16 protein-coding genes, 1 tRNA gene and 1 pseudogene are annotated in these 18936 nt (G+C 68.5%); 5 read left to right on the top strand and 13 right to left on the bottom strand.

Annotation, left to right across the window (positions count from 1 at the left end; all coding sequences use genetic code 11):
- The first annotated feature begins 9 nt into the window (after positions 1 to 9).
- The gene (locus CSC68_RS12260; RefSeq protein WP_162203838.1) at positions 10 to 2538 is read left to right on the top strand and encodes a PglZ domain-containing protein; all 2529 of its coding nucleotides are present in this window, start codon (positions 10 to 12) and stop codon (positions 2536 to 2538) included.
- On the top strand, positions 2535 to 4616 hold the full coding sequence (brxL, locus tag CSC68_RS12255) for a BREX system Lon protease-like protein BrxL (RefSeq protein ID WP_211365747.1): 2082 nt from the start codon (positions 2535 to 2537) through the stop codon (positions 4614 to 4616). Before CSC68_RS12260 ends, brxL begins: the two co-directional genes overlap by 4 nt.
- Before the next feature lie 14 nt (positions 4617 to 4630).
- Here brxL and CSC68_RS12250 read toward each other — a convergent pair whose 3' ends face one another.
- From CSC68_RS12250 to rnd, 10 genes and pseudogenes are all read right to left on the bottom strand, one after another.
- Positions 4631 to 4843 (bottom strand): lysozyme, encoded by a 213-nt coding sequence (locus tag CSC68_RS12250; RefSeq protein WP_425501249.1) that lies wholly within the window; start codon positions 4841 to 4843, stop codon positions 4631 to 4633.
- Positions 4840 to 5439, bottom strand: a pseudogene (locus tag CSC68_RS12245) (integrase core domain-containing protein); the annotation flags it as partial. The pseudogene CSC68_RS12245 and the gene CSC68_RS12250, both read right to left, overlap by 4 nt.
- Positions 5418 to 6344: a nucleotidyl transferase AbiEii/AbiGii toxin family protein gene (locus CSC68_RS12240; protein WP_211365746.1), complete on the bottom strand. Its 927-nt coding sequence runs from the start codon at positions 6342 to 6344 to the stop codon at positions 5418 to 5420. The gene CSC68_RS12240 and the pseudogene CSC68_RS12245, both read right to left, overlap by 22 nt.
- Complete coding sequence (locus CSC68_RS12235; RefSeq protein ID WP_162203837.1) at positions 6341 to 6940, bottom strand: type IV toxin-antitoxin system AbiEi family antitoxin domain-containing protein; 600 nt, start codon at positions 6938 to 6940, stop codon at positions 6341 to 6343. Before CSC68_RS12235 ends, CSC68_RS12240 begins: the two co-directional genes overlap by 4 nt.
- Positions 6941 to 7278: 338 nt before the next feature.
- A tRNA-Ala gene (locus CSC68_RS12230) sits at positions 7279 to 7354 on the bottom strand.
- Positions 7355 to 7439: 85 nt separating this feature from the next.
- Positions 7440 to 8057: a DUF2894 domain-containing protein gene (locus tag CSC68_RS12225; RefSeq protein WP_162203836.1), complete on the bottom strand. Its 618-nt coding sequence runs from the start codon at positions 8055 to 8057 to the stop codon at positions 7440 to 7442.
- The gene (locus CSC68_RS12220) at positions 8047 to 8697 is read right to left on the bottom strand and encodes an OmpA family protein (protein ID WP_162203835.1); all 651 of its coding nucleotides are present in this window, start codon (positions 8695 to 8697) and stop codon (positions 8047 to 8049) included. The genes CSC68_RS12225 and CSC68_RS12220 overlap by 11 nt, the downstream gene beginning before the upstream one ends.
- Positions 8694 to 10772 carry a DUF802 domain-containing protein gene (locus tag CSC68_RS12215; RefSeq protein ID WP_162203834.1) on the bottom strand — a complete coding sequence of 693 codons (2079 nt, stop codon included), beginning with the start codon at positions 10770 to 10772 and terminating at the stop codon, positions 8694 to 8696. The genes CSC68_RS12220 and CSC68_RS12215 overlap by 4 nt, the downstream gene beginning before the upstream one ends.
- Positions 10753 to 11457 (bottom strand): DUF3348 domain-containing protein, encoded by a 705-nt coding sequence (locus CSC68_RS12210; RefSeq protein ID WP_162203833.1) that lies wholly within the window; start codon positions 11455 to 11457, stop codon positions 10753 to 10755. The genes CSC68_RS12215 and CSC68_RS12210 overlap by 20 nt, the downstream gene beginning before the upstream one ends.
- A gap of 234 nt (positions 11458 to 11691) precedes the next feature.
- On the bottom strand, positions 11692 to 12786 hold the full coding sequence (rnd, locus tag CSC68_RS12205) for a ribonuclease D (protein ID WP_162203832.1): 1095 nt from the start codon (positions 12784 to 12786) through the stop codon (positions 11692 to 11694).
- 143 nt (positions 12787 to 12929) lie between these two features.
- On the opposite strand from rnd, the gene CSC68_RS12200 reads away from it, so the two are divergent.
- Both CSC68_RS12200 and CSC68_RS12195 read left to right on the top strand, forming a co-directional pair.
- Positions 12930 to 14759: an SUMF1/EgtB/PvdO family nonheme iron enzyme gene (locus CSC68_RS12200; protein ID WP_162203846.1), complete on the top strand. Its 1830-nt coding sequence runs from the start codon at positions 12930 to 12932 to the stop codon at positions 14757 to 14759.
- Positions 14760 to 14778: 19 nt separating this feature from the next.
- Complete coding sequence (locus CSC68_RS12195; RefSeq protein WP_162203831.1) at positions 14779 to 15666, top strand: M48 family metallopeptidase; 888 nt, start codon at positions 14779 to 14781, stop codon at positions 15664 to 15666.
- A 22-nt stretch (positions 15667 to 15688) separates the two neighbouring features.
- On the opposite strand, the gene phaR is transcribed toward CSC68_RS12195, so the two are convergent.
- The 3 genes from phaR to gluQRS all read right to left on the bottom strand — a co-directional run bounded on the left by phaR (position 15689) and on the right by gluQRS (position 17964).
- Positions 15689 to 16189 (bottom strand): polyhydroxyalkanoate synthesis repressor PhaR, encoded by a 501-nt coding sequence (phaR, locus tag CSC68_RS12190; RefSeq protein WP_162203830.1) that lies wholly within the window; start codon positions 16187 to 16189, stop codon positions 15689 to 15691.
- 86 nt (positions 16190 to 16275) lie between these two features.
- Positions 16276 to 17016: a beta-ketoacyl-ACP reductase gene (gene phbB / locus CSC68_RS12185; RefSeq protein ID WP_162203829.1), complete on the bottom strand. Its 741-nt coding sequence runs from the start codon at positions 17014 to 17016 to the stop codon at positions 16276 to 16278.
- Positions 17017 to 17040: 24 nt separating this feature from the next.
- Complete coding sequence (gluQRS, locus tag CSC68_RS12180) at positions 17041 to 17964, bottom strand: tRNA glutamyl-Q(34) synthetase GluQRS (protein WP_162203828.1); 924 nt, start codon at positions 17962 to 17964, stop codon at positions 17041 to 17043.
- A gap of 92 nt (positions 17965 to 18056) precedes the next feature.
- On the opposite strand from gluQRS, the gene htpX reads away from it, so the two are divergent.
- The gene (gene htpX / locus CSC68_RS12175) at positions 18057 to 18932 is read left to right on the top strand and encodes a protease HtpX (protein ID WP_162203827.1); all 876 of its coding nucleotides are present in this window, start codon (positions 18057 to 18059) and stop codon (positions 18930 to 18932) included.
- Positions 18933 to 18936 lie beyond the last annotated feature (4 nt).

The following is an 18936-nucleotide window of genomic DNA, read 5'->3' as shown; positions in this document are numbered from 1 at the left end:
GGGTGCGTTTTGACTATTGCCGATTTCATTCGTGAGGAGGTCCTGCGGCCCCGTCTTGCCGCCGCGGGCTGCCTGGTCGTGTATGACGTCCAGGGGCGGTACAAGGACCTGTGCCTGGATCTGAAAGACGGGAAGACCCAGGTGGTCGACGCTTCCGAGAGCAGCATCGAAAGCCGGGAGGCGGCCCTTGCCGCATTGCGCACGGTGGGCCAGCCCAGCTCCAAGCTGCAGGGCGTGCTGATCTATGTGCCAAGCAAACGGCCTGAGACCGACGAGCAAAGGCAGATCGATCCGTTCTCCCCATTCGCCGCGTGCGGGTCAATCTTCCCGCAGGACGATGGCGACGAGTACTTGAGCCTTTGCCTGAAGGCGAAGCCGGATCACCACACGGAAATTCGCCGCGTCTTCTCGGCAAGTGAGGGCGCGCCCTCGTTTGCCGTGATCGACGCGATTGGCGGCGGGGTCAGTTGGCCGCAGTTGCGTGCCACGCTCAAGGCCGATTCGGCGCGTGAGATTCTCGCCGCTTTGCTGGCGCCGACCGAATCCCAGCTCGATGCGCTGAAGGGCCAGGAGGGTTGGGTGCAGGAGGCGCGCGACTTCTTGCGCGCTTCGCTTGGCCTGTCGCTCAAGACGCGCGGCAAGACATGGATGTCGGTAGCCGACGAGCTTTGGCGCTACGTGCTGTTCAGCGAGTTCGTGTTCGACCTGCCTGAACCGCTTCCCGAATCGCTCCAGGATGTGCCGCATGCGCCGATCGAGGCGAAGCCAGTGGTCGAGGACGTGTGCGACCAGCTCCGCAACGGGCCCAAGACGCGCGCTGTGTACATCGAGCGGGCCGAGGCGATCGAATCCGAGCTGAACCTGGCGCTGGCGTGCCAGACCATTGACGACCTGGGCGAGCGCGACACCTTTCCGTTCGAGGAGCGCACGTTTCTTCGTGCTGCCATCAAGGGCATCAGCAATGGCGATACCGACACCACTCGTGAAATCCTCGCGAGGCACAAAGGGTCGGTGTGGCGCGGCAAGGGTGAGAGCCAGGCTCAGTGGGATCTGGTGCGAGCGGGCTTGGCATTGGTGGAGGCGTGCGAGGACTTCGAGCGGCAGTTGCCAGATTACTCACGCTCGCAGGCCGAGTTGCTGGACTTCTATCTAGGGAGCCTGCGCGAGGCCGACCGGTTGCAACGAGAGTTCGAGCAGGCGGTGGGAGACTTTCTCGATCCGCACGGCCTCATGAATGAGGTAGTCCAGCAGGCCCGCGCACGTTATCGAAGGCTTACAGAGCGGGTGCAGGGCCTGTTTGTGAAGCATCTCGAAACCTCGGGTTGGCCCCCCGCCGGCCGGCTGGCGAACGCCGATGTATTCGATCGCCTGGTCGCCGACCGCCTGAAGGAAAAAGGCCGGAAGATCGCCTATCTGATGGTCGATGCGCTGCGCTACGAGCTGGGGGTGGCGCTGGAGAAGATGCTGTCGGAGGACGGGCCGGTGGAGCTTCAAGCGGCCTACGCCCAGTTACCCTCCATCACGATCGTGGGGATGGCAAGCCTCCTTCCGGGTGCACGCGCGGAGCTCAGTCTTGCCCTGGAGAAGGAAGCGCTGCTGCCCAAGCTGGCCGGTGTGCCAGTGGGCACAGTGGTCCAGCGCATGGATGCGTTTCGGAAGCGTTTCGGCGACCGATTCGCGGAGATGCAGCTCAACGACTTCGTGCGCGGCAAGCCGAAGGTCGCGGAGACGGTCGATTTGCTGGTGCTGCGCTCCACGGAGATCGACAGCCAGTTGGAAAACAACCCGGAATCCACGCTTGGCCTGATTCCTGGAATCCTGAAACTGATTCGCGTCGCACTGCATAAGCTGCGCGGGATGGGCTTCAAGGAGGCCGTGATCGCGACCGACCATGGCTTCTTCTTGAATGCCCAGGCCGGGGCCGGCGATGTCTGCAAGAAGCCAAGCGGTGCGTGGCCCTTCAATGCCCATGACCGCATGATGCTGGGCGACGGTGCGGGCGACGGCCATAGCCTGGTGGTGGCATCCGAAAAGCTCGGGATACGGGGTGATTTCGCGCAAGCCGCGCTGCCGCGGAGCATGGCGCCGTACCGCGCAGGACATCAGTATTTCCACGGCGGCGCATCACTGACTGAAGCTGTAGTGCCGGTACTGCTCGCCAGACTCGATGCCGCCGAGCAACCCAAGATGGCGAAGGTGGCGATCGAACTGTCCTACAAGAACGGGGCGAAACGAATTACTACGCGAGTCCCCGTCATCGAAGTGATACTGGTCTCTGACGATATGTTCTCGCAGGGGATGAGTGTGGAGATTCTTCTTGAGGCCCAGGACAGCAAGGGTAATGTGGTTGGAGAGCCACGACCCGGCGGCGAGGTGAACCCGGCTACGCGCACCCTGAGCCTGATGCCCGGGCAGCGCAAGCAGATTGCGCTACGCATGGACCCGGACTTCGAAGGCAAATTCAGCGTGAAGGCGCTCAATCCGACGACGCTGGCCAGTTACTGCGCGCTCAATCTGGAAACGGACTACACGGTATGAACGAGCTGGACGAACTCGACAAGAAGCTGATGGCCGCCTTCGACGGCAAGGTGGTCCGAAAGGACTTGCTACACCGGATCAAGAAGGGAACAAACGTGCCGACCTTCGTCCTGGAATTTCTCCTGGCGCGGTTCTGCGCCAGTGATGACCAGGCGGAGATGGATGCGGGCATGGAGGCAGTGCTGGCCACACTGCAGGACAACTACGTTCGCCCCGACGAGGCCAATGCTGCGCAGTCACGGGTGGCGACCAAGGGCAAGCATCGCTTCATCGACAAGGTGCATGTCCGCTATGTCGAGAAAGAGAAGCGGCATTGGGCATCGCTGGAGAACTTCAACTCGCAACGCATCGCCATCAGCGAGAAGTTCTACCGCGATAACGACCGTCTGCTAGAAGGGGGGATTTGGGCCGAGGTCACCATCTCCCACAACGATATCGAAGAGGACGACTACGCGTTCTACATCGAGGACCTGCGGCCGATCCAGCTCTCCCGCTTCGACTTTGAGCGCTACGTCGAGGGGCGCAATGCATTTGGCCGGAACGAGTGGCTTGATGCTGTGCTGCGGTCGGTGGGACTTGAGCCAGTCAAACTCTCCCATCGGGTGAAGCTGCACTTCATCGCCCGGCTGGCTGCATTGGTGGAACCGAACTACAACTACATCGAACTCGGGCCGCGTGGAACCGGTAAGTCCTATTTCTTCAGCGAGTTCTCGCCTTATGCCACGCTGATTTCAGGCGGCCAGGCGACCAAGGCCACCCTCTTCTACAACAACGCCCGCCGCAAGGTCGGACTGGTGGGTTATTGGGATGTGGTGGCGTTCGACGAGGTGGGGGGAATCAAAGTTCGCGATCCGGACACCATCCAGATCATGAAGGACTTCATGGCCAACGGGCGTTTTTCACGCGGTGCCGAAGTGATCGCCGATGCCAGCCTGAGCTTTGTCGGCAACATAGATCTTTCCGTGCAACAGGTCGTGAACTCGGATCAGCATGACCTGTTCCAGCCGCTCCCGCCCGAACTCGACCTGGCGGTGATGGACCGCTTCGCGGCTTATATCCCAGGGTGGGAGATGCCGAAAAACAGCAGCGAGTTCTTGACGAGCCACTATGGCTTCATCACCGACTACCTTGCCGAGGCCTTCCACTATCAGTTCCAGCACACCAACCGGTACGAGGAGGTGAGCAAGCGGATCAAGCTGGGCAAGGCCATCGAGGGTCGTGACGAAAAAGGCATCAAGAAGACGGTTTGCGCCTTCCTGAAGATCCTGCACCCGAATGGCCAGCCATCTGACGACGAGTTTGAAGAGTACGTCGCCTACGCTGTGGAATGCCGTCGGCGCGTGAAAGAGCAGATGAACAAGCGCAAACCGGATGATGAGTTTGCGCTGATCAATCTTTCCTACTTCAAGGGCAGTGGAGACGAGGTGGTGGTGTTCTGTCCGGAGTCAAAGGACGCGACGGCAACGCAGCGGCCCGCACGGCGACAGCTTCATCAGGAGGACGTCTCACTTGATCGAGGGGCTCAGACGGCGCCGCTTCCAGTCACTCCAGCGGAACCGCCGGTTGTGCCTGCTGATACTACGATGAGCCCGCCCGAGACGGTGGAAGAACTCAAAGAGCAGCATTTCACGATACTGTATGGCGATACCGGATACAGCTACGAGTCGATCATGGGGCCGTACCTGCGTGGCGCAAAGACGGTGATCATCGAAGACCCGTACATTCGACTCCAGCACCAGATTCAGAATTTCGTCCGCTTTTGCGAAACAGTCGTGAAGGCGGGCACCGTCAGAAAAATCACCCTTTTCACCGGTTACGACGACAACACGCAGCTTGCCGACATTGCGGAAAAGCTGGACGAATTGAAGCAGAGCCTTCTGGAGCTGGACGTTGAGCTCGAAGTGAAGCTCAATCCCAACATGCATGACCGGGAAATCAGGCTGGACAACGGCTGGGTCATCAAGATTGGCCGCGGCCTGGATTTCTATCAGAAGCCCGGTAGCTGGTTCGAGGTCGGCGCCAACGATTTGAGCATGCGCAAGTGCCTCGAGACAAAGGTCGACATCTTCCGTGCCTGATGATCAGGACGTGGTTATCCGAGGAGAGCGCTTTCCGCCTCGCGTCGCGCTACCAGCCCTGGTAGGACTTTACCGCCGCCATACACCCACCGCCGCAGCTCGTTGACTGCGCTTGACCAGTCGCGCTGGTTGACGCGCCGCCGCAGCGTCGAGGTCTGCAGCCGCCCCGCGCCGAGGTTGAACGTGAAATCCACGATGGCTGCGAGCCGCGTAAGCTTCCCCGTCAAGCAGGCATTTCAAAAGTAGAACTTCCGGCGATGCGTTGGCGGTACTCGGCCGGGGTCAGATCGCCGAGCGAATCGTGGGGACGCTCCTCGTTGTACTCGAGCATCCACCAGTACGCGGCCTCGCGCACGTCGTCGAGGCGGGTGAACAGGTGCTGGTCCAGGACCTCCTCGCGGAAGGTCCGATTGAAGCGTTCGATGTAGGCGTTCTGGTTGGGCTTGCCGGGCTGGATGTACCGGATGGCCATGCCGTTGAGCTTGGCCCACTGCACGAAGGCCTCGCCCAGGAACTCCGGGCCGTTGTCGGTACGCAGGACCTGCGGCAGGCCGTGGTCGCGCTTGAGCTGCTCGAAGATGCGGACCAGGCGCGTGGACGAGATCGAGGTGTCGACCTCGATGTGCAGCGCCTCGCGGTTGAAGTCGTCGACCACGTTGAAGGTCCGGAAGCGGCGGCCACACGCCAGCGCGTCGGCCATGAAATCCGCTGACCAGACGGCATCGGGCAGCAGGGGAACGTAGAGCGGTACGCGTTCGCGCTTGGGCAGCCGCTGCTTGGCCTTGCGGCGCAGATTGAGCTTCATCGCCTTGTACACTCGGTGCTCGGCGTCCATCCGCTATCTGCACGCCACGCCAGCGGAAAAGCGGCAGCTTGCCGTAGCGCGTCCAGCGGGAATGACAGGAACGCACGCAGTCCGGCAATGACCTCGGAAAGCTGAAGCTCGACCAAAGCATTCTTCCTCAAGAATGCCTGCCATTGGGTCTGCTTCTGCCGATCCTGAGCGAATTCGTCACTTAAGCCGAAGGGGACGCCGTCCGGCAGCGGCGTCCTGCGGCGCTCGAAGGTGGCGTGGATCGCCTTGGACAGGAGCGCGCCGTCGAATTCGCTGTGGCGCGACAAGATCCAGAGGTCGAAGTAATCCTTCATGCGGCTATTGGCGATGCCGAGTGACACCAGCGCCTCCAGTTTCTCGGCGACGACCGTGTAGCGGGGGTAGGCACGCAGCTTCGGGGCAGGCATGTCCGGCAGCATCACCGGGTAATCGACAGCCTCGGGGCCGGGTGTCACGGCGTCACCGAAACCCACGTCGACCTGCACGTGGCATCGGGCACCGTCCAACAGTCCGAGGAGCGTGACCCGGACACCGGAGTAGTTGGCTTCCTTGCGGATCTCCTCCGCGTGTACCGAGTCGGCTTGGAAGCGTATGCCGTCGTCCAGTTCCACCGCACAGATCTCCCGAAACGCCGTCTCGACATGCGGAATCTCGGCCGAGCCGAAGCCCAGCAGATCGGCGTCGCGTGTCGGACGATGCGGGATGTCGAACCACAAGTCGAACAGCAGTGCACCTTTCAGCAGGAACTGGTCGGCGTGGGGGGAGATGCTGAGCCGGTAAAGCAGGCGCTCAAGCGCATAGCGGGTCAAGATCAGATTGAAGTCTTGCCGGGTCTCGCGGGCGCGGTTGAGCAGGCGGGCGCGCACCGAGGCGGCCATGTTGCGCTGGTTCATGACAGGCTTTCCATGTAGGGGCGCATCACATTGGCCACACGGAACAGCGCAGCAAAACGCCAAAGTTCATCCATGCTGACGCGCTTGGCACGCCAGGACTCCTGTAGCGCCTCCAGCGCGACATCGAGGCCGATCTTGTTGCGGAACTTGAAGCAGTCAGCCACGGTCCGGGCGACGTTGGTCACGCGCACCGGCACACCATCGATGAGGTGCTCCTCGACCCCCTCCGTCAGCGCAGCGCAAGAGAAGCGCACGATGCGCAGCGGGGGATAGTCCATCTTTGGCGCGCGTGCCTTGTTGGGGATTGCCAGCCAGACCTCGAACGGCGACTGTGTGGTGAGTTCATGTAGGCGCAGTGCCGACAGCAGGCAGACGATGGCTTGCCGGTGCTTGTGTGCCACCTCGGTGAGTGCGCCGTGTTCCGAGACGGCCCGGTCCGGAATTGCGTACAGGCCCCGTCCCACGCGCTGGAGCAGCCCTTGCCGCACCAGTCGCGTGAGGGCGACCGTGGGCAGCCCACGCTCATTGAGATCGCGTGGGCGAATAAGGCCGCGCTGGGCGGCAAGATCCAGAATGCTCTGGTGCGAACTGTCCATGTCGTCATAATGTTGCGAAACGTCGGCAGCTGTCAAAAACTACCGACAAAACACAACCGACATGGTTTCCTTTGCCTGCCGATGCCGCAATCCAACCGTTTGATTCGTCAGCGCGTAACCCATTGATCTATATGGGTCCGCGTTGCGGCCTCTGCGGACTTCGGCCCTTAGCCGGGGAGCGAGGCTGGAGAGAAGAATGGCCAGGAGAGAGCGAAATAGGTCTGAGATGGGCGAGACGACCGAAGGAAGGAAGTCCGCAGAAATCCGCACGAGCCCCCGCAAACACGCGGGAGCGCGCAAAGAAAAAGGCCAACCGAGAACGGTTGACCTTTATATATTGGTGGAGCCAGGGAGGATCGAACTCCCGACCTCGTCATTGCGAACGACGCGCTCTCCCAGCTGAGCTATGGCCCCACGGTGACGGTGACGTCAGGGCGCGCATTCTAGCGCGGCCTTTGCGGTTCGCCAAGCCTCCCCGCGCAGGAAACCGCCGATGCGTTCAATCCGCGGTGGCGGCGCGCTTGCGGCTGCGCTTGCGCGCCGGCGCGGCGGCCTTTTCCGCGGGCCGTGCCGGCGGTGGGTCGACCTGGCCGATCCAGGCCAGGGTGTCCAGGTGGGCGAGGAAGTGGCGCAGGTACTGCGGCGACAGCTGCCCCATCAGGTTCAGCGCGCGGTGCACCAGCTTGCCGGAGTTGAGCGGGCCGGCGTCCTCGGGCAGGTCCTGCAGCGAGCGCCGCAGCTGGCTCTCGCTGCGTACCTGCGCCCACAACCGGCGCAGCTCGCCGAGCACGGCCCTTTCCTGCACCTCGCCGGAGGCGGTGGGGCCGGGGCGCTGGAGGGCGATGCCGTCCAGCTGCGCGACAAGTCCCGCCAGCGGCCCCGGTGTGGGCGCCGCCGGCGGGGCGGGCGCGGGCGCGGGCGCAACCGCGTCCAGCGCGGGGGCATAGCGCTCGACCAGGCGTGCCAGGCGCGCCTCGGTCCGCTCCCGCGCCAGGCCCTGCTGCGCCCGTGCGCGCCGCGCCAGCGCCTGCAGCGCGGCGAAGCGCAGCGGCTGGGTGCGGTCGGCGCCGGTGGCGCGCCAGCGCTCGAGGCGGGCCTGGATGTCCTCAGTCGGCATCGGCGGCACCGGCGGTGCGCACGGGACGGGGCACGGGCGCGATTTCCACGCGGCGGTTGCGCGCGCGTCCTTCCTCGTCGGCGTTGGAGCCGACCGGCTGGTGCTCGCCGAAGGCGGCGGCAAACACCGAGTCGGCCGGCACGCCTTCCTCGATCAGGGTGCGGGTCACGGTCAGCGCGCGCTGCGCCGACAGTTCCCAGTTGTCGGCGAAGCGGCGGTTGCCCTCGTGCACCGGACGGTCGTCGGTGAAGCCGCTGACCATCAGCACCTGCTCGCGCGCCTTGAGGTAGCCGGCCAGCGGCGCGGCCAGCGCGCGCAGCACCTGGCGGCCCTCCGGCTGCAGCTGGTCGGAATTGAGCGCGAACAGCACGTTGCCGCGGATGCCGATGCGGCCGTCGACCAGGGTGATGCGGCCATCGGCCAGCGGCGCGGCCAGCGCCTGTTCCAGCGCCTCGCGCTGTTGCGCCTCGGCCTGGCGCTGGCGCACTTCCTCGTCCAGCCGCGCCGACAGCTGCAGCTGCACGCCGATGACGCAGACCAGGATCAGCACGAACACGCCCAGCAGCACCGCCATCAGGTCGGCGAACGCCGCCCAGACCGGGGCCGCCAGCCCGTCCTCGTCGCCGGCGTGCTCGATCATGCCGCGCTCCGCGCTGACAGGCGCTGCAGGTCCTCGACGATCTGCTTCTGGCTGAGCATGCCCAGGTCGATCACCTCGCGGGCCTGGGCCACGTAGTAGGCCAGCTGCTCGTCGCTACGGCTGGCGGCCTTCTCCAGCGCCGCCTCGATCTGCTGCATGCGCTCCACCAGCAGGGCATTGCCCTGGGCGAAGGCCTCGACCGCCGCGCCAAAGGCTTCGGCCAGGCTGGCGACCTCGGCGGCGCCGGCGGCCACCTGGGCGCCGGCTTCCTGCAGCTGCTCGCCGCGGCTGTGGACCTGCTCCTCGAAGCGGGCACCGGTGCGCTCGAGCAGGGCGGCGGTGGATTCGACCAGCGACTCCAGCGCGACGCGCTGCTCGCCGGAGGCGCGGTTCACGCCCTCCAGCAGCTGGCCGAACATCGCCATGTGCTGGCTGCGCTCCTCCAGCAGGGCAGTGTCGCGGGCCAGGCTCTCGGACAGCTGGCGACGGACCTCGGTGATGACCTCGGCCGCGGCCTGCGGCGCCTCGGCGGCAGTGCGGGCCAGCTGCGAGATCTCGGCGATGGTCGCCTCGGCCTGGGCCTGGGTGCGCTCGCTGATCTGCGCCGCGGTGCTGGCGAGGGTGTCGCACACCGCCTGCTGGCGCGCGGCGGCCTCGTCGCCGGCCTGCTGCCACTGCTCGCGCCGGGCGGCGCCGGCGGCCTCGAGGGTAGTGCTCCAGCGCGCCAGGCGCTCCTCCTCCTGGCTGGCGAAGGCGGCCTGCAGCTGGGCATGGGCCTGTTCCAGCGAGGCCAGCAGGGCGGCGGACTGGCGCTCGATCGCGCCGGCGGCTTCGGCCAGGGCCTGGCGCTGCTGTTCGGCCGCCACGCGGTTGGCTTCCTCCTGGCGCGACAGCACCTGCTCCCAGCCGGCGGCCAGGCCGTTGCCGGCCTGCTCGAGCTGGGCGCCGATGCGGGCAACCAGGGTCTCGGCATGGGTGCCCACGGTCGCGGCCAGCTGTTCCTGCCCCCCGCGCAGGTCCTGCAGCAGGGCCGCGCCGGCCTCGCGCTGCGCCTGCAGGGCGGCGCTCCACTGGGCGGAGATCTCCGCGCCCAGGCTGCGCAGGCTTTCGCCGGCGCCGTCCAGGTGCCGCTGCACCGCGCCGGTCACGCTCTCGCGGGTGGATTCGGCATGGCCGGCGATCGCCGCCAGGGTCGATTCCAGCACCGGCTGCACCGCGGCGCGGGCCTCGCGCGCACTGCTGGCGACGCTGTCGGAGAGGGTGGCCTGGACCGAGCCGGCCAGCTCGCGGAAGGTCGCCTCGGTGCGGGCGTGGAAGGCCTCCTGCTGCGCCAGCTGGCGCTCGGTGGCCGCGGCGTCGCGCTGCTCCAGCGCGGTCGCCATCTGCTCCAGGCGCTCGACCAGGGCCGGCAGCAGGCCGGCCTGGGCCTGCAGCAGCTGCACGGTCTGCTCGCGCTGCCAGGCCTGCGACCACGCACGCAGGGTGGTGGCGGTGCGGGCATCGAGCTGCTGCGCGGCGCGGGCGCGGGCACGGCGGCAGAGGGCGGACAGCAGGCCGAGGGCGGCCGCGGCGGCGACGCCGGCGATCGAGGTGCCGAAGGCGAAGCCCAGGCCGCGTACCGGCGCGGCCAGCGCGTCGCGGATCGCGTCCAGCTCGGCCGTGCCCTCCAGGGCCACGCCGGTGCCGCGCAGGGTGGCCATCATGCCCAGCAGGGTGCCGAGCATGCCCAGCAGCACCAGCATGCCGACCAGGTACGGCACCAGGGCCGGACCCGGCAGCGGCAGGCGGCCGCCTTCGACGCGCATCCGCACGGGCTCGCGCAGGCCCGGATCCAGCTGTGCCAGCCAGGTGTCGAGGCTGGCCGGCGTGGCATCCAGGCTTGCCAGGGCGCGTTCCAGGCCCAGCGTGGCCTGGCGGTAACGGTACAGCTCCAGTGCGCCGACCAGGTAGAAGGCCAGCACGAGCAGGGTGAACAGCAGGGCCAGCGGATGCCCGGCGGCGTAGCCGGCGCCGATCCAGAGCACGGCGGCCAGGCCGGCGAGGAAGGTGGCCAGTTCAGGAAGGATTCGTTGCATGGGAACCTGTGGGGGCGGTGCCGAGGGCTGCGAGCAGGCCTTCGGCGGGTTGCAGGCGGATGTCGAGTTCGGCGAGCAGCAGCTCGCGCATGTCGTGGCGGAAGCTGTCCAGCCAGGCGGGCGCCTCGGCCTCGGGGGCCTGGTCGCTGGCTGCCAGCAGTTCCTGGTAGCGGTGTTCCAGCACCGGGGTCGCACGGCCGAGCAGGCCGCGGGTGGGGCGGGCCAGGGCCTGCTCCATCACCGCGTCGACCGCGGCCAGGCGGGCCAGTCCGGGCGAATGGGCGGCCAGGCGCGCGCGCAGGGTCTCGCGCAGGCGGCCGGTGCCGCTCTCCAGCAGGTGCTGCAGGGCCATGTGGCGCTGCTGGAAGTAGCTCCACTCGAAGGGCGGGCGCGGCCCTTCCGGCGGCGCGGCGAAGGCGCGGTCGCGGGCGATCGACTGGGCCAGGGAATCGCGGGTCGCGGACAGGACGGCTGCGGCATCGGCCGCTTCGCCGGCTTCGGCCGGAACGGCGTCCACCGGGGTATCCAGCACCCGCGCCAGGGCCACGGCCTGCTTCCATTCCAGCCACTGGCTCAGCAGCTGCGACAGCGGCTGGACCGGGGCATCCGCGGCCGCGCCGGCGAGCCGGGACAGCTGGCGGACGAAGCGGGGGCCACTGGGGCTGGTTCGGGCTGGGGACTGCATCAGCGGGCGGTGTTCTCGACCGGACGGGGCCGCGACCTGCCGCGGGACCGGCGCAACGCCGGAACGGGCGGGCGTGGGGTTCCTGCGGCGAGCGACTCCGGCTGTGGGACCTGGGATCGGGCGGGTGCGGCCCGGCCTGCCGGACGGACCGGTGCCGGCGTCGCCATCGGGGCGCCGGCAGGCGGCCCGGAACGGGCGGAGCCGGGGCGTGGCCCGCCCGGAAGGGGGCGAATTCTAGCCTGCGGTGCCGGTACGGGCCAGCAGCGGTTCCAGCACCGGCTCCAGCTCGCGCTGGCGCCAGCCCTGCAGGGCAATCGGCCAGCTGCCGTTCTCCAGCAGGGCTTCCAGGTGCCGGCGCGAGGCCAGGACCCCGTCGGGAAGGCCCAGGTCGGCGCTGCGCCTGGCCACGGCATCCTGCAGCCGGCGGACCTTGTTGCGGTCCGGTTCGGCGGCGATGGCTGGCATCTCCTCCTCGTCGGCCAGGGCAGTGGTCAGCGCCTGCCACAGCGCACTGCCGAGCTTGCGCGGGGCCTTGGGAGTGGCGTCCAGCCGCGCCTGCAGGGCGCTGCCGTCCGCCGGCGGGTCGCGGGCCAGGTCCAGGGCCAGGTCGTTGTCCAGGATCCAGCTGCGCGGGTGGTCCTGCAGGCGGGCCTGCTGCTCGCGCCAGCGCAGCAGCCGCAGCAGGCGGCGCTGACCGGCGCGGTCCAGGTACTGGGCGGTGCGCAGGGCCAGGTGCGGCCAGCGCTCGGGTTCGTCGTGGGCGGCCTGTTCCACGGTGCGGGCCATGTCCTCGGCCAGCCATTGCTCGCGGCCAAGCTCGCGCAGGCGGGCGAGGGTGGCCTCGTACACGGCGTCGAGGTGGCGGACATCGTCGGCGGCGTATTCGAGCTGGGCCGCGCTGAGCGGGCGGCGGGTCCAGTCCGAGCGGGTCTCGCCCTTGGCCAGGGTGATGCCGGTGACCTGGGCGACCAGGCGCTGGTAGCCCATGCCGGCGCCGAAGCCGGCCAGGGCCGCGGCCACCTGGGTGTCGTACATGGGCCGCGGCACGGTGCCGCAGGCACAGCGGAAGGCGACCAGGTCCTCGCTGGCGCTGTGCATCACCTTGAGCACGTGGGGGGCGTCCAGCCACGCGGCGATGGCCTCGGCCATGCCCGGAACCAGCGCGTCCACCAGCAGGACTTCGTCGCCGACGGCCATCTGCACCAGGGCCAGGCGCGGCCAGAAGGTGCGTTCGCGGATGAATTCGGTATCCAGGCCGATGCGGGCGGGGGCGGACTGCAGGCGGCGCAGCAGTTCGGAGGGCTGGTCGATCCAGAGGGCTTCTGACACGTGGGGGTTCCGGTCTTGCGTGGTCGTGCGCGTATTGGCTGGGATAGCCTAACGGCAAATCCGCCGTGGGGCGGAACGGGTTTCCGGGAGGCGTCTTGCGCGCGAGCGGTCGGGCATTGCTGTGGACGGGGGTCCTGCTGGGCATGGCCGGCTGTGGCGGGCCCGCGTCCCCGGATGCGGCGGATATCGCGCCGGCCGGCCAGGTCGAAGGGCCGGCGCCGGACATCGCCCTGCCGAAGGTGACGGTCAGCGGCGACGAGAGCGCCCAGGTGGTCGAGGCGTGGGTGGCCCCCGAGGTCGCGGTGGACGCCGGGACCGACCGTCGCGCGTTGCGGCGGCAGGCGGAGGCGGCGTTGCGCGAGGGGCGCCTGTACGAGGACGCAGGTTCGGCCGCGCCGCTCTACCTGGCCCTGGTGCGTAGCGATCCTGACGACCGCCTGGCCCGGGATGGGCTGCGCCGTACCATCAGGGCGGTGCTGGCGGCCGCCGACCGGGCCCTGGCCGAAGCCGCGGCCGATCCGCAGTCCGGCGCCCTGGACCGGGCGGTCAGGCTGGCGGCGGTGGCCCGCGGACTGGACGCCGACGACGCGAAGGTACGCGCGCTGCAGCAGCGGGTGGAGACGGCACAGCGCGTGGCCACCCTGGTCCGTGCCGGCCGCGAGGACCTGCGGGCCGGCCTGCTGGAGCCCGGCAGCGGGGCGCTGGCCTACTTCCGCGAGGCGCTGGCGCTGGCCCCGGGCAACCGCGACGCCCGCCAAGGCGTGGCGGCGGTGGAGAGCGCGCTGATCGACCGCGCGATGGCCTCCGCCGGCGCCCTGGAGTTCGAGGCGGCTGAGCGCTGGCTGGACCAGGCGGTCGCGGTGCGCGGGGACGGGGCCGGTGCGGTGGCCGATGCCCGCGCCCGCATCGAGGCCCAGCGCGCGCGCAACATCGCCGGCCTGCGCGACGCCGCGCTGCGCGACCTGCTGCGGCCCGACGGCCTGCGCAGCGCGCGGATGCGCCTGGCGGAGGTGCTGCGGATCGCCCGGCCGGGCGATCCGGTGGCGGCCAACCTGCGCGAGCGCATCGACCTGGTGACCTACTACGGCCCGTTCCGGCCGGGCCAGGTCTTCACCGACGCCCTGGCCGACGGCAGTCGTGGTCCGCAGATGGTGGTGGTGCCGCATGGCGGCTTCCGCATGGGGGCGGAGGACACCGATCCGCTGGCGTCCGATGCCGAGAAGCCGGCCCATTACGTGCGCTTCAACCGCGGTTTCGCGATGTCGCTGACCGAGGTGACGGTGGCCGAGTTCGGCCGCTTCGTGGCATCGGCCGGCGCGCGGCCGCGTGCCACCCGGCGCGGCAATTCCCTGGTCTACGACGAACGCAGCGGCAACTTCGTGCGTCGCAGCGGCGTGGACTGGCGTTCCGGCTACGACGGCCGCCCGGCCGACCCGGGCGATCCGGTGCTGCATGTCAGCGTGCGCGACGCCGAAGCCTATGCGGCCTGGCTGTCGGAGCAGACCGGGCGCCATTACCGGCTGCCCAGCGAGGCCGAGTTCGAGTACGCCCTGCGCGCCGGCAACCCGGGGCGCTACCCATGGGGCGATGCCGGCGTGCCGCCGCCGGACACCGGCAACTTCACCGGTGGCAACGACGTCTCGCCCGGCGGCCGTACCTGGAACAACGCCTTCGTCGGCTACGGCGACGGCTACTGGGGCGTGGCCCCTGCGGGTCGCTTCAAGCCCAATGCATGGGGCCTTCACGATCTGGCCGGCAATGTCTCCGAATGGGTCGCCGACTGCTGGCATGCCAGCTACCAGCGCGCCCCGGCCGATGGTGCCGCCTGGTTCAACCCCGGGTGCCGCGCGCGCGTGGTGCGCGGCGGGTCATGGGCCGGCTCGCCGGCGCAGACCCGGGCGGCGTGGCGCTCGCGGGTGGACTCGGACGTGACCAGTGCGCGCATCGGCTTCCGCGTGGTGCGCGGCATCTAACGCAGAGGAGGAGGGGGCAATGCGCATGGATCCTCATCGCGGCCGGGCCGCCGGCGGGCGTGGCCGTGGCCTGGGCGGCGGGTTCCGCATCCTGGTGGTGCTGGCCTTCCTGGCCTATGGCGGCTGCTACTACCTCTCCAACCGCACCCAGGACCCGTACACGGGCGAGACGGTGCTGATCGACAGCAGCATCGGCCCCGAGCAGGAGCGCGCGCTGGGGCTGCAGGCCTACGAGCAGATCCTGGAACAGGAGCCGCCGCTGCCGCGCTCGGACCCGGCCGCGCAGCAGGTCGAGCGCATCGCCGCGCGCCTGATCGACAAGGTGGACGAGGTCACCGCGGAGATCGCGGCCGCGCATGGCATGGAGGCGCCGACCCACTGGAAGCAGTTCGAGTGGGAGGTCAACGTGATCCCTTCCGACCAGGCCAACGCTTTCTGCCTGCCCGGCGGCAAGATGGCGGTCTACACCGGGTTGTTCCCGGTGGCGCAGAGCGAGGACGCGATGGCAGTGGTCATGGGCCACGAGATCGCCCACGCGCTGCTGCGCCATGGCGCCCAGCGCATGAGCCAGCAGAAGCTGGCGCAGATCGGGCAGATGGCCGGCGCCGCTGGCGGGCTGGACCCGCAACAGCAGCAGATGGTGATGGCGGCGATGGGCTATGGCTACCTGCTGCCGTACGCGCGCACCCACGAGACCCAGGCCGACGAGGTCGGGCTGATGCTGGCGGCGGCGGCCTGCTACGACCCCAACGCGGCGATTGGCCTGTGGGAGCGGATGTCCGCCAGCGGCGGGGACGCGCCTCCGGAATTCGCCTCGACCCATCCGAATCCGGGCACGCGCATCCAGACCCTGCAGTCGCTGATGCCCAGGGCCATGGAGTACCGGGAGAAGTACTGCCGGCAGTGATGCCGGCAGTGGATCGCACGCCTCAGCGCCGGGTCTTGCCGCCGGGCGGAGGCGGGGGAGTGTCCCGGGTGCCGGTCGGGCGGCCCAGGCTGCCGGCCAGCCCGCGCTGGAACTCCTGCCACAGCTCCAGGTTGCGCTCGGTCAGCTGGTTCATGGCCGTCCACGGCGTCTGACCCAGCAGGTTGCCCATCTGCTGGCGGAAGGTCTGCTGCTGCTCGAGGAACAGCTGCATGCTGCGCTCGAGGTAATTGCCCATGAAGCCCTGCAGCGAGTCGCCGTAGAAACGGATGATCTGGCTCAGCAGCTGGGTGGACAGCATGGGTTCGCCGTCCTGTTCCTGCTCGGCGATGATCTGCAGCAGGACTGAACGGGTCAGGTCCTCGCCGCTCTTGGCGTCACGGACCTCGAAGGACTCGCCGTCGAGGATGAGCTGGCGCACGTCCTCGATGGTGATGTAGCTGGAGATTTCGGTGTCGTACAGCCGGCGGTTCGGGTACTTCTTGATGATGCGGGTGGCAGCCATCTAGAGCGCTCACTCGGGGCTTCAACGTTGCCCGAGCATGGCGCACCGCAGCAGCGCATGCAACTGCCGGCCGGCCCATTGACGGCTTACCAGCCCATGTGGTGGCCGCCATTGATGTCCAGGTTGGAGCCGGTGATCCAGGCGGCCTCCTCGGCGACCAGGAATCCCACCGCGTAGGCGATCTCCTCCGGCCGTCCCAGGCGGCCGGTCGGGATGTCGGCCACGATCTTGGCGCGGACGTCCTCCGGCACGGCCATGACCATGTCGGTGGCCACGTAACCGGGGGATACGGTGTTGACCGTGATGCCCAGGCGGGCGTTCTCGCGTGCCAGGGAGATGGTGAACCCGTGCATGCCGGCCTTGGCCGCAGCGTAGTTGGCCTGGCCGTACTGGCCCTTGAGGCCATTGATCGAGCTGATCTGGATGACCCGGCCCCACTTGCGCTCGCGCATGCCCTCGATCACCGGACGGGTGACGTTGAACACCGAGTTGAGGTTGGTGTTGACCACCTCGTGCCACTGCTCGGGGGTCATGCGGTGGAAGGTGGTGTCGCGGGTGATGCCGGCGTTGTTGACCAGGATCTCGATCGGCCCCAGCGCCTGCTCGACCCCGCGCACCAGGGCGGCACCGCCCTCCGGGGTGCCGACGTCGCCGGGGACCAGGGTGATTTCGTAGCCGGCCTCTCGCATCTGCTGCTGCCAGGCCAGGGCCTTTTCCTCGTTGCGGTAATTGGTTGCGACGCGGTGGCCCATGTCCACCAGGCGCTTGCAGATGGCGGTGCCGATTCCGCCGGTTCCGCCGGTAACAAGTGCGACGCGACTGTTCATCAAGGCCCCTGCCGGGTGCCCCGGCTATTCAGACATGTCCGGCGAAGTTGTAGTGAGGGGCTGATGAAAGTGCAAGCGCGCCGGCAGCCTTGCACGATCGAAGTGCGAAATCGCGCGCCATAGCAGTGCATCCAACCGTTTTTCGCCCCGTAGCGGTGCCGGGTCCTGGCCCAGCAGGGTCCAGCAATGACGCAGTGCGGGAAGCGGATCCGCGGGATCGACCGGCAGCGCGGCACTGGACTTGGACAGCTTGTGCCCGTCGGCGTCCAGCAGCAGGGGCAGGTGCAGGTAGCGCGGGACGGGCAGGCCCAGCGCGCGCTGCAGGAGGATCTGGCGCGGGGTGGAGTCCAGCAGGTCCGCGCCGCGCACCACGTCGGTCACGCCCTGCGCGGCGTCGTCGACGACGACCGCCAGCTGGTAGGCCCAGTAGCCGTCGGCGCGGAGCAGGACGAAGTCGCCCACCTCGCGGTCGACCTGCTGCTCGAAACGGCCCTGCAGGCCGTCCTCGAAGGCGACGTGGCTGCCATCGGGCACCCGCAGGCGGATCGCCGGCTGCGGCCGCGGCGCGGCGGCGACGCAGCGGCGGTGGATGCCGCCGGCCGCGGCCAGCTCGCTGCGGCTGCAGGAACAGGGGAAGGCCAGGCCGGCGTCCAGCAGGCGCTGCAGTGCCGCCTGGTAAAGCCCCTGGCGCTCGCTCTGGCGCACGACCGGCAGGTCCGATTCCAGGCCGAAGGCCGACAGGGTGGCCAGCTGCGCTTCGGCGGCCCCGGGCACCTCGCGCGGGCGGTCGACGTCCTCGATCCGCACCAGCCATTGGCCGCCGGCGGCCCGCGCCAGCAGCCAGCTGCCGAAGGCGGCCAGCAGCGATCCGGCGTGCAGCGGACCGGTGGGGGAGGGCGCGAAACGGCCGCGGTAGGGAACGTCGGATGCCTGGGGTGCCTGCGCCATCGCGACATGGTCGCGGGCGGCCGCCCTTGATTTCAAGCGCGCCCAGGCCCATCTGCGGGACAACATCCCAACGCATCGCCGGAGTCCGCCGAGTGTTCACCCGTATCGCGCTGTTCCTCGCCACCAACCTTGCCGTGCTGTTCCTGGCCAGTATCGTGATGTCGCTGCTGGGCGTAAGCCCGGACCAGATGGGCGGCCTGCTGGTGCTGGGCGCGATGTTCGGCTTCGGTGGCTCGCTGATCTCGCTGCTGACCTCCAAGTGGATGGCCAAGCGTGCCACCGGCGCTCAGGTGATCACCCAGCCGCGCAGCGAGGCCGAGCGCTGGCTGGTGGAAACCGTGCGCCGCCAGGCCCAGGCGGCCGGCATCGGCATGCCGGAGGTGGCGATCTACGACGCTCCGGAAATCAACGCCTTCGCCACTGGCGCCAATCGCAACAACGCGCTGGTTGCGGTGTCCACCGGCCTGCTGCGCAACATGAGCGCCGACGAGGCCGAGGCGGTGCTGGGCCACGAGGTGGCGCACGTGGCCAATGGCGACATGGTGACCATGGCCCTGCTGCAGGGCGTGCTCAACACCTTCGTGATCGTGCTTGCGCGCGTGGTCGGGGGCATCGTCGACAGCTACCTGTCCGGCAACCGCGAGGGCGAGGGCCGCGGCATGGCGTACTTCGCGATCGTGCTGGTGCTGGAGATGGTGTTCGGCCTGTTCGCGACCATGATCGCGATGTGGTTCTCGCGCCGTCGCGAGTTCCGCGCCGACGCCGGTGGCGCCCAGCTGGCCGGCCGCCACAAGATGATCGCCGCGCTGGAGAGGCTGTCGCTCAACCACGGCCAGAGCACGCTGCCGAACCAGATCGCCGCGTTCGGCATCTCCGGTGGCATCGGCGACGGCCTGCGCAAGCTCTTCCTCAGCCATCCGCCGCTGTCGGAGCGGATCGCGGCGCTGCGGTCCTCGACCGCCGCCTGATCGA

The organism is Pseudoxanthomonas suwonensis, assembly GCF_010093235.1.
Lineage (GTDB): Bacteria > Pseudomonadota > Gammaproteobacteria > Xanthomonadales > Xanthomonadaceae > Pseudoxanthomonas > Pseudoxanthomonas suwonensis.
The sequence above is the reverse complement of the archived record's forward strand: the minus strand, read 5'-3'. Positions and strand labels throughout refer to the sequence as shown.

Coding starts and splice junctions, on each gene's coding strand:
- brxL (WP_211365747.1), top strand. CDS start 2,535: ATGAACGAGCTGGACGAACTCGACAAGAAGCTGATGGCCGCCTTCGAC.
- CSC68_RS12240 (WP_211365746.1), bottom strand. CDS start 6,344: ATGAACCAGCGCAACATGGCCGCCTCGGTGCGCGCCCGCCTGCTCAAC.
- CSC68_RS12235 (WP_162203837.1), bottom strand. CDS start 6,940: ATGGACAGTTCGCACCAGAGCATTCTGGATCTTGCCGCCCAGCGCGGC.
- CSC68_RS12225 (WP_162203836.1), bottom strand. CDS start 8,057: ATGCCGACTGAGGACATCCAGGCCCGCCTCGAGCGCTGGCGCGCCACC.
- CSC68_RS12220 (WP_162203835.1), bottom strand. CDS start 8,697: ATGATCGAGCACGCCGGCGACGAGGACGGGCTGGCGGCCCCGGTCTGG.
- CSC68_RS12215 (WP_162203834.1), bottom strand. CDS start 10,772: ATGCAACGAATCCTTCCTGAACTGGCCACCTTCCTCGCCGGCCTGGCC.
- CSC68_RS12210 (WP_162203833.1), bottom strand. CDS start 11,457: ATGCAGTCCCCAGCCCGAACCAGCCCCAGTGGCCCCCGCTTCGTCCGC.
- CSC68_RS12200 (WP_162203846.1), top strand. CDS start 12,930: ATGGCCGGCTGTGGCGGGCCCGCGTCCCCGGATGCGGCGGATATCGCG.
- CSC68_RS12195 (WP_162203831.1), top strand. CDS start 14,779: ATGCGCATGGATCCTCATCGCGGCCGGGCCGCCGGCGGGCGTGGCCGT.
- phaR (WP_162203830.1), bottom strand. CDS start 16,189: ATGGCTGCCACCCGCATCATCAAGAAGTACCCGAACCGCCGGCTGTAC.
- phbB (WP_162203829.1), bottom strand. CDS start 17,016: ATGAACAGTCGCGTCGCACTTGTTACCGGCGGAACCGGCGGAATCGGC.
- gluQRS (WP_162203828.1), bottom strand. CDS start 17,964: ATGGCGCAGGCACCCCAGGCATCCGACGTTCCCTACCGCGGCCGTTTC.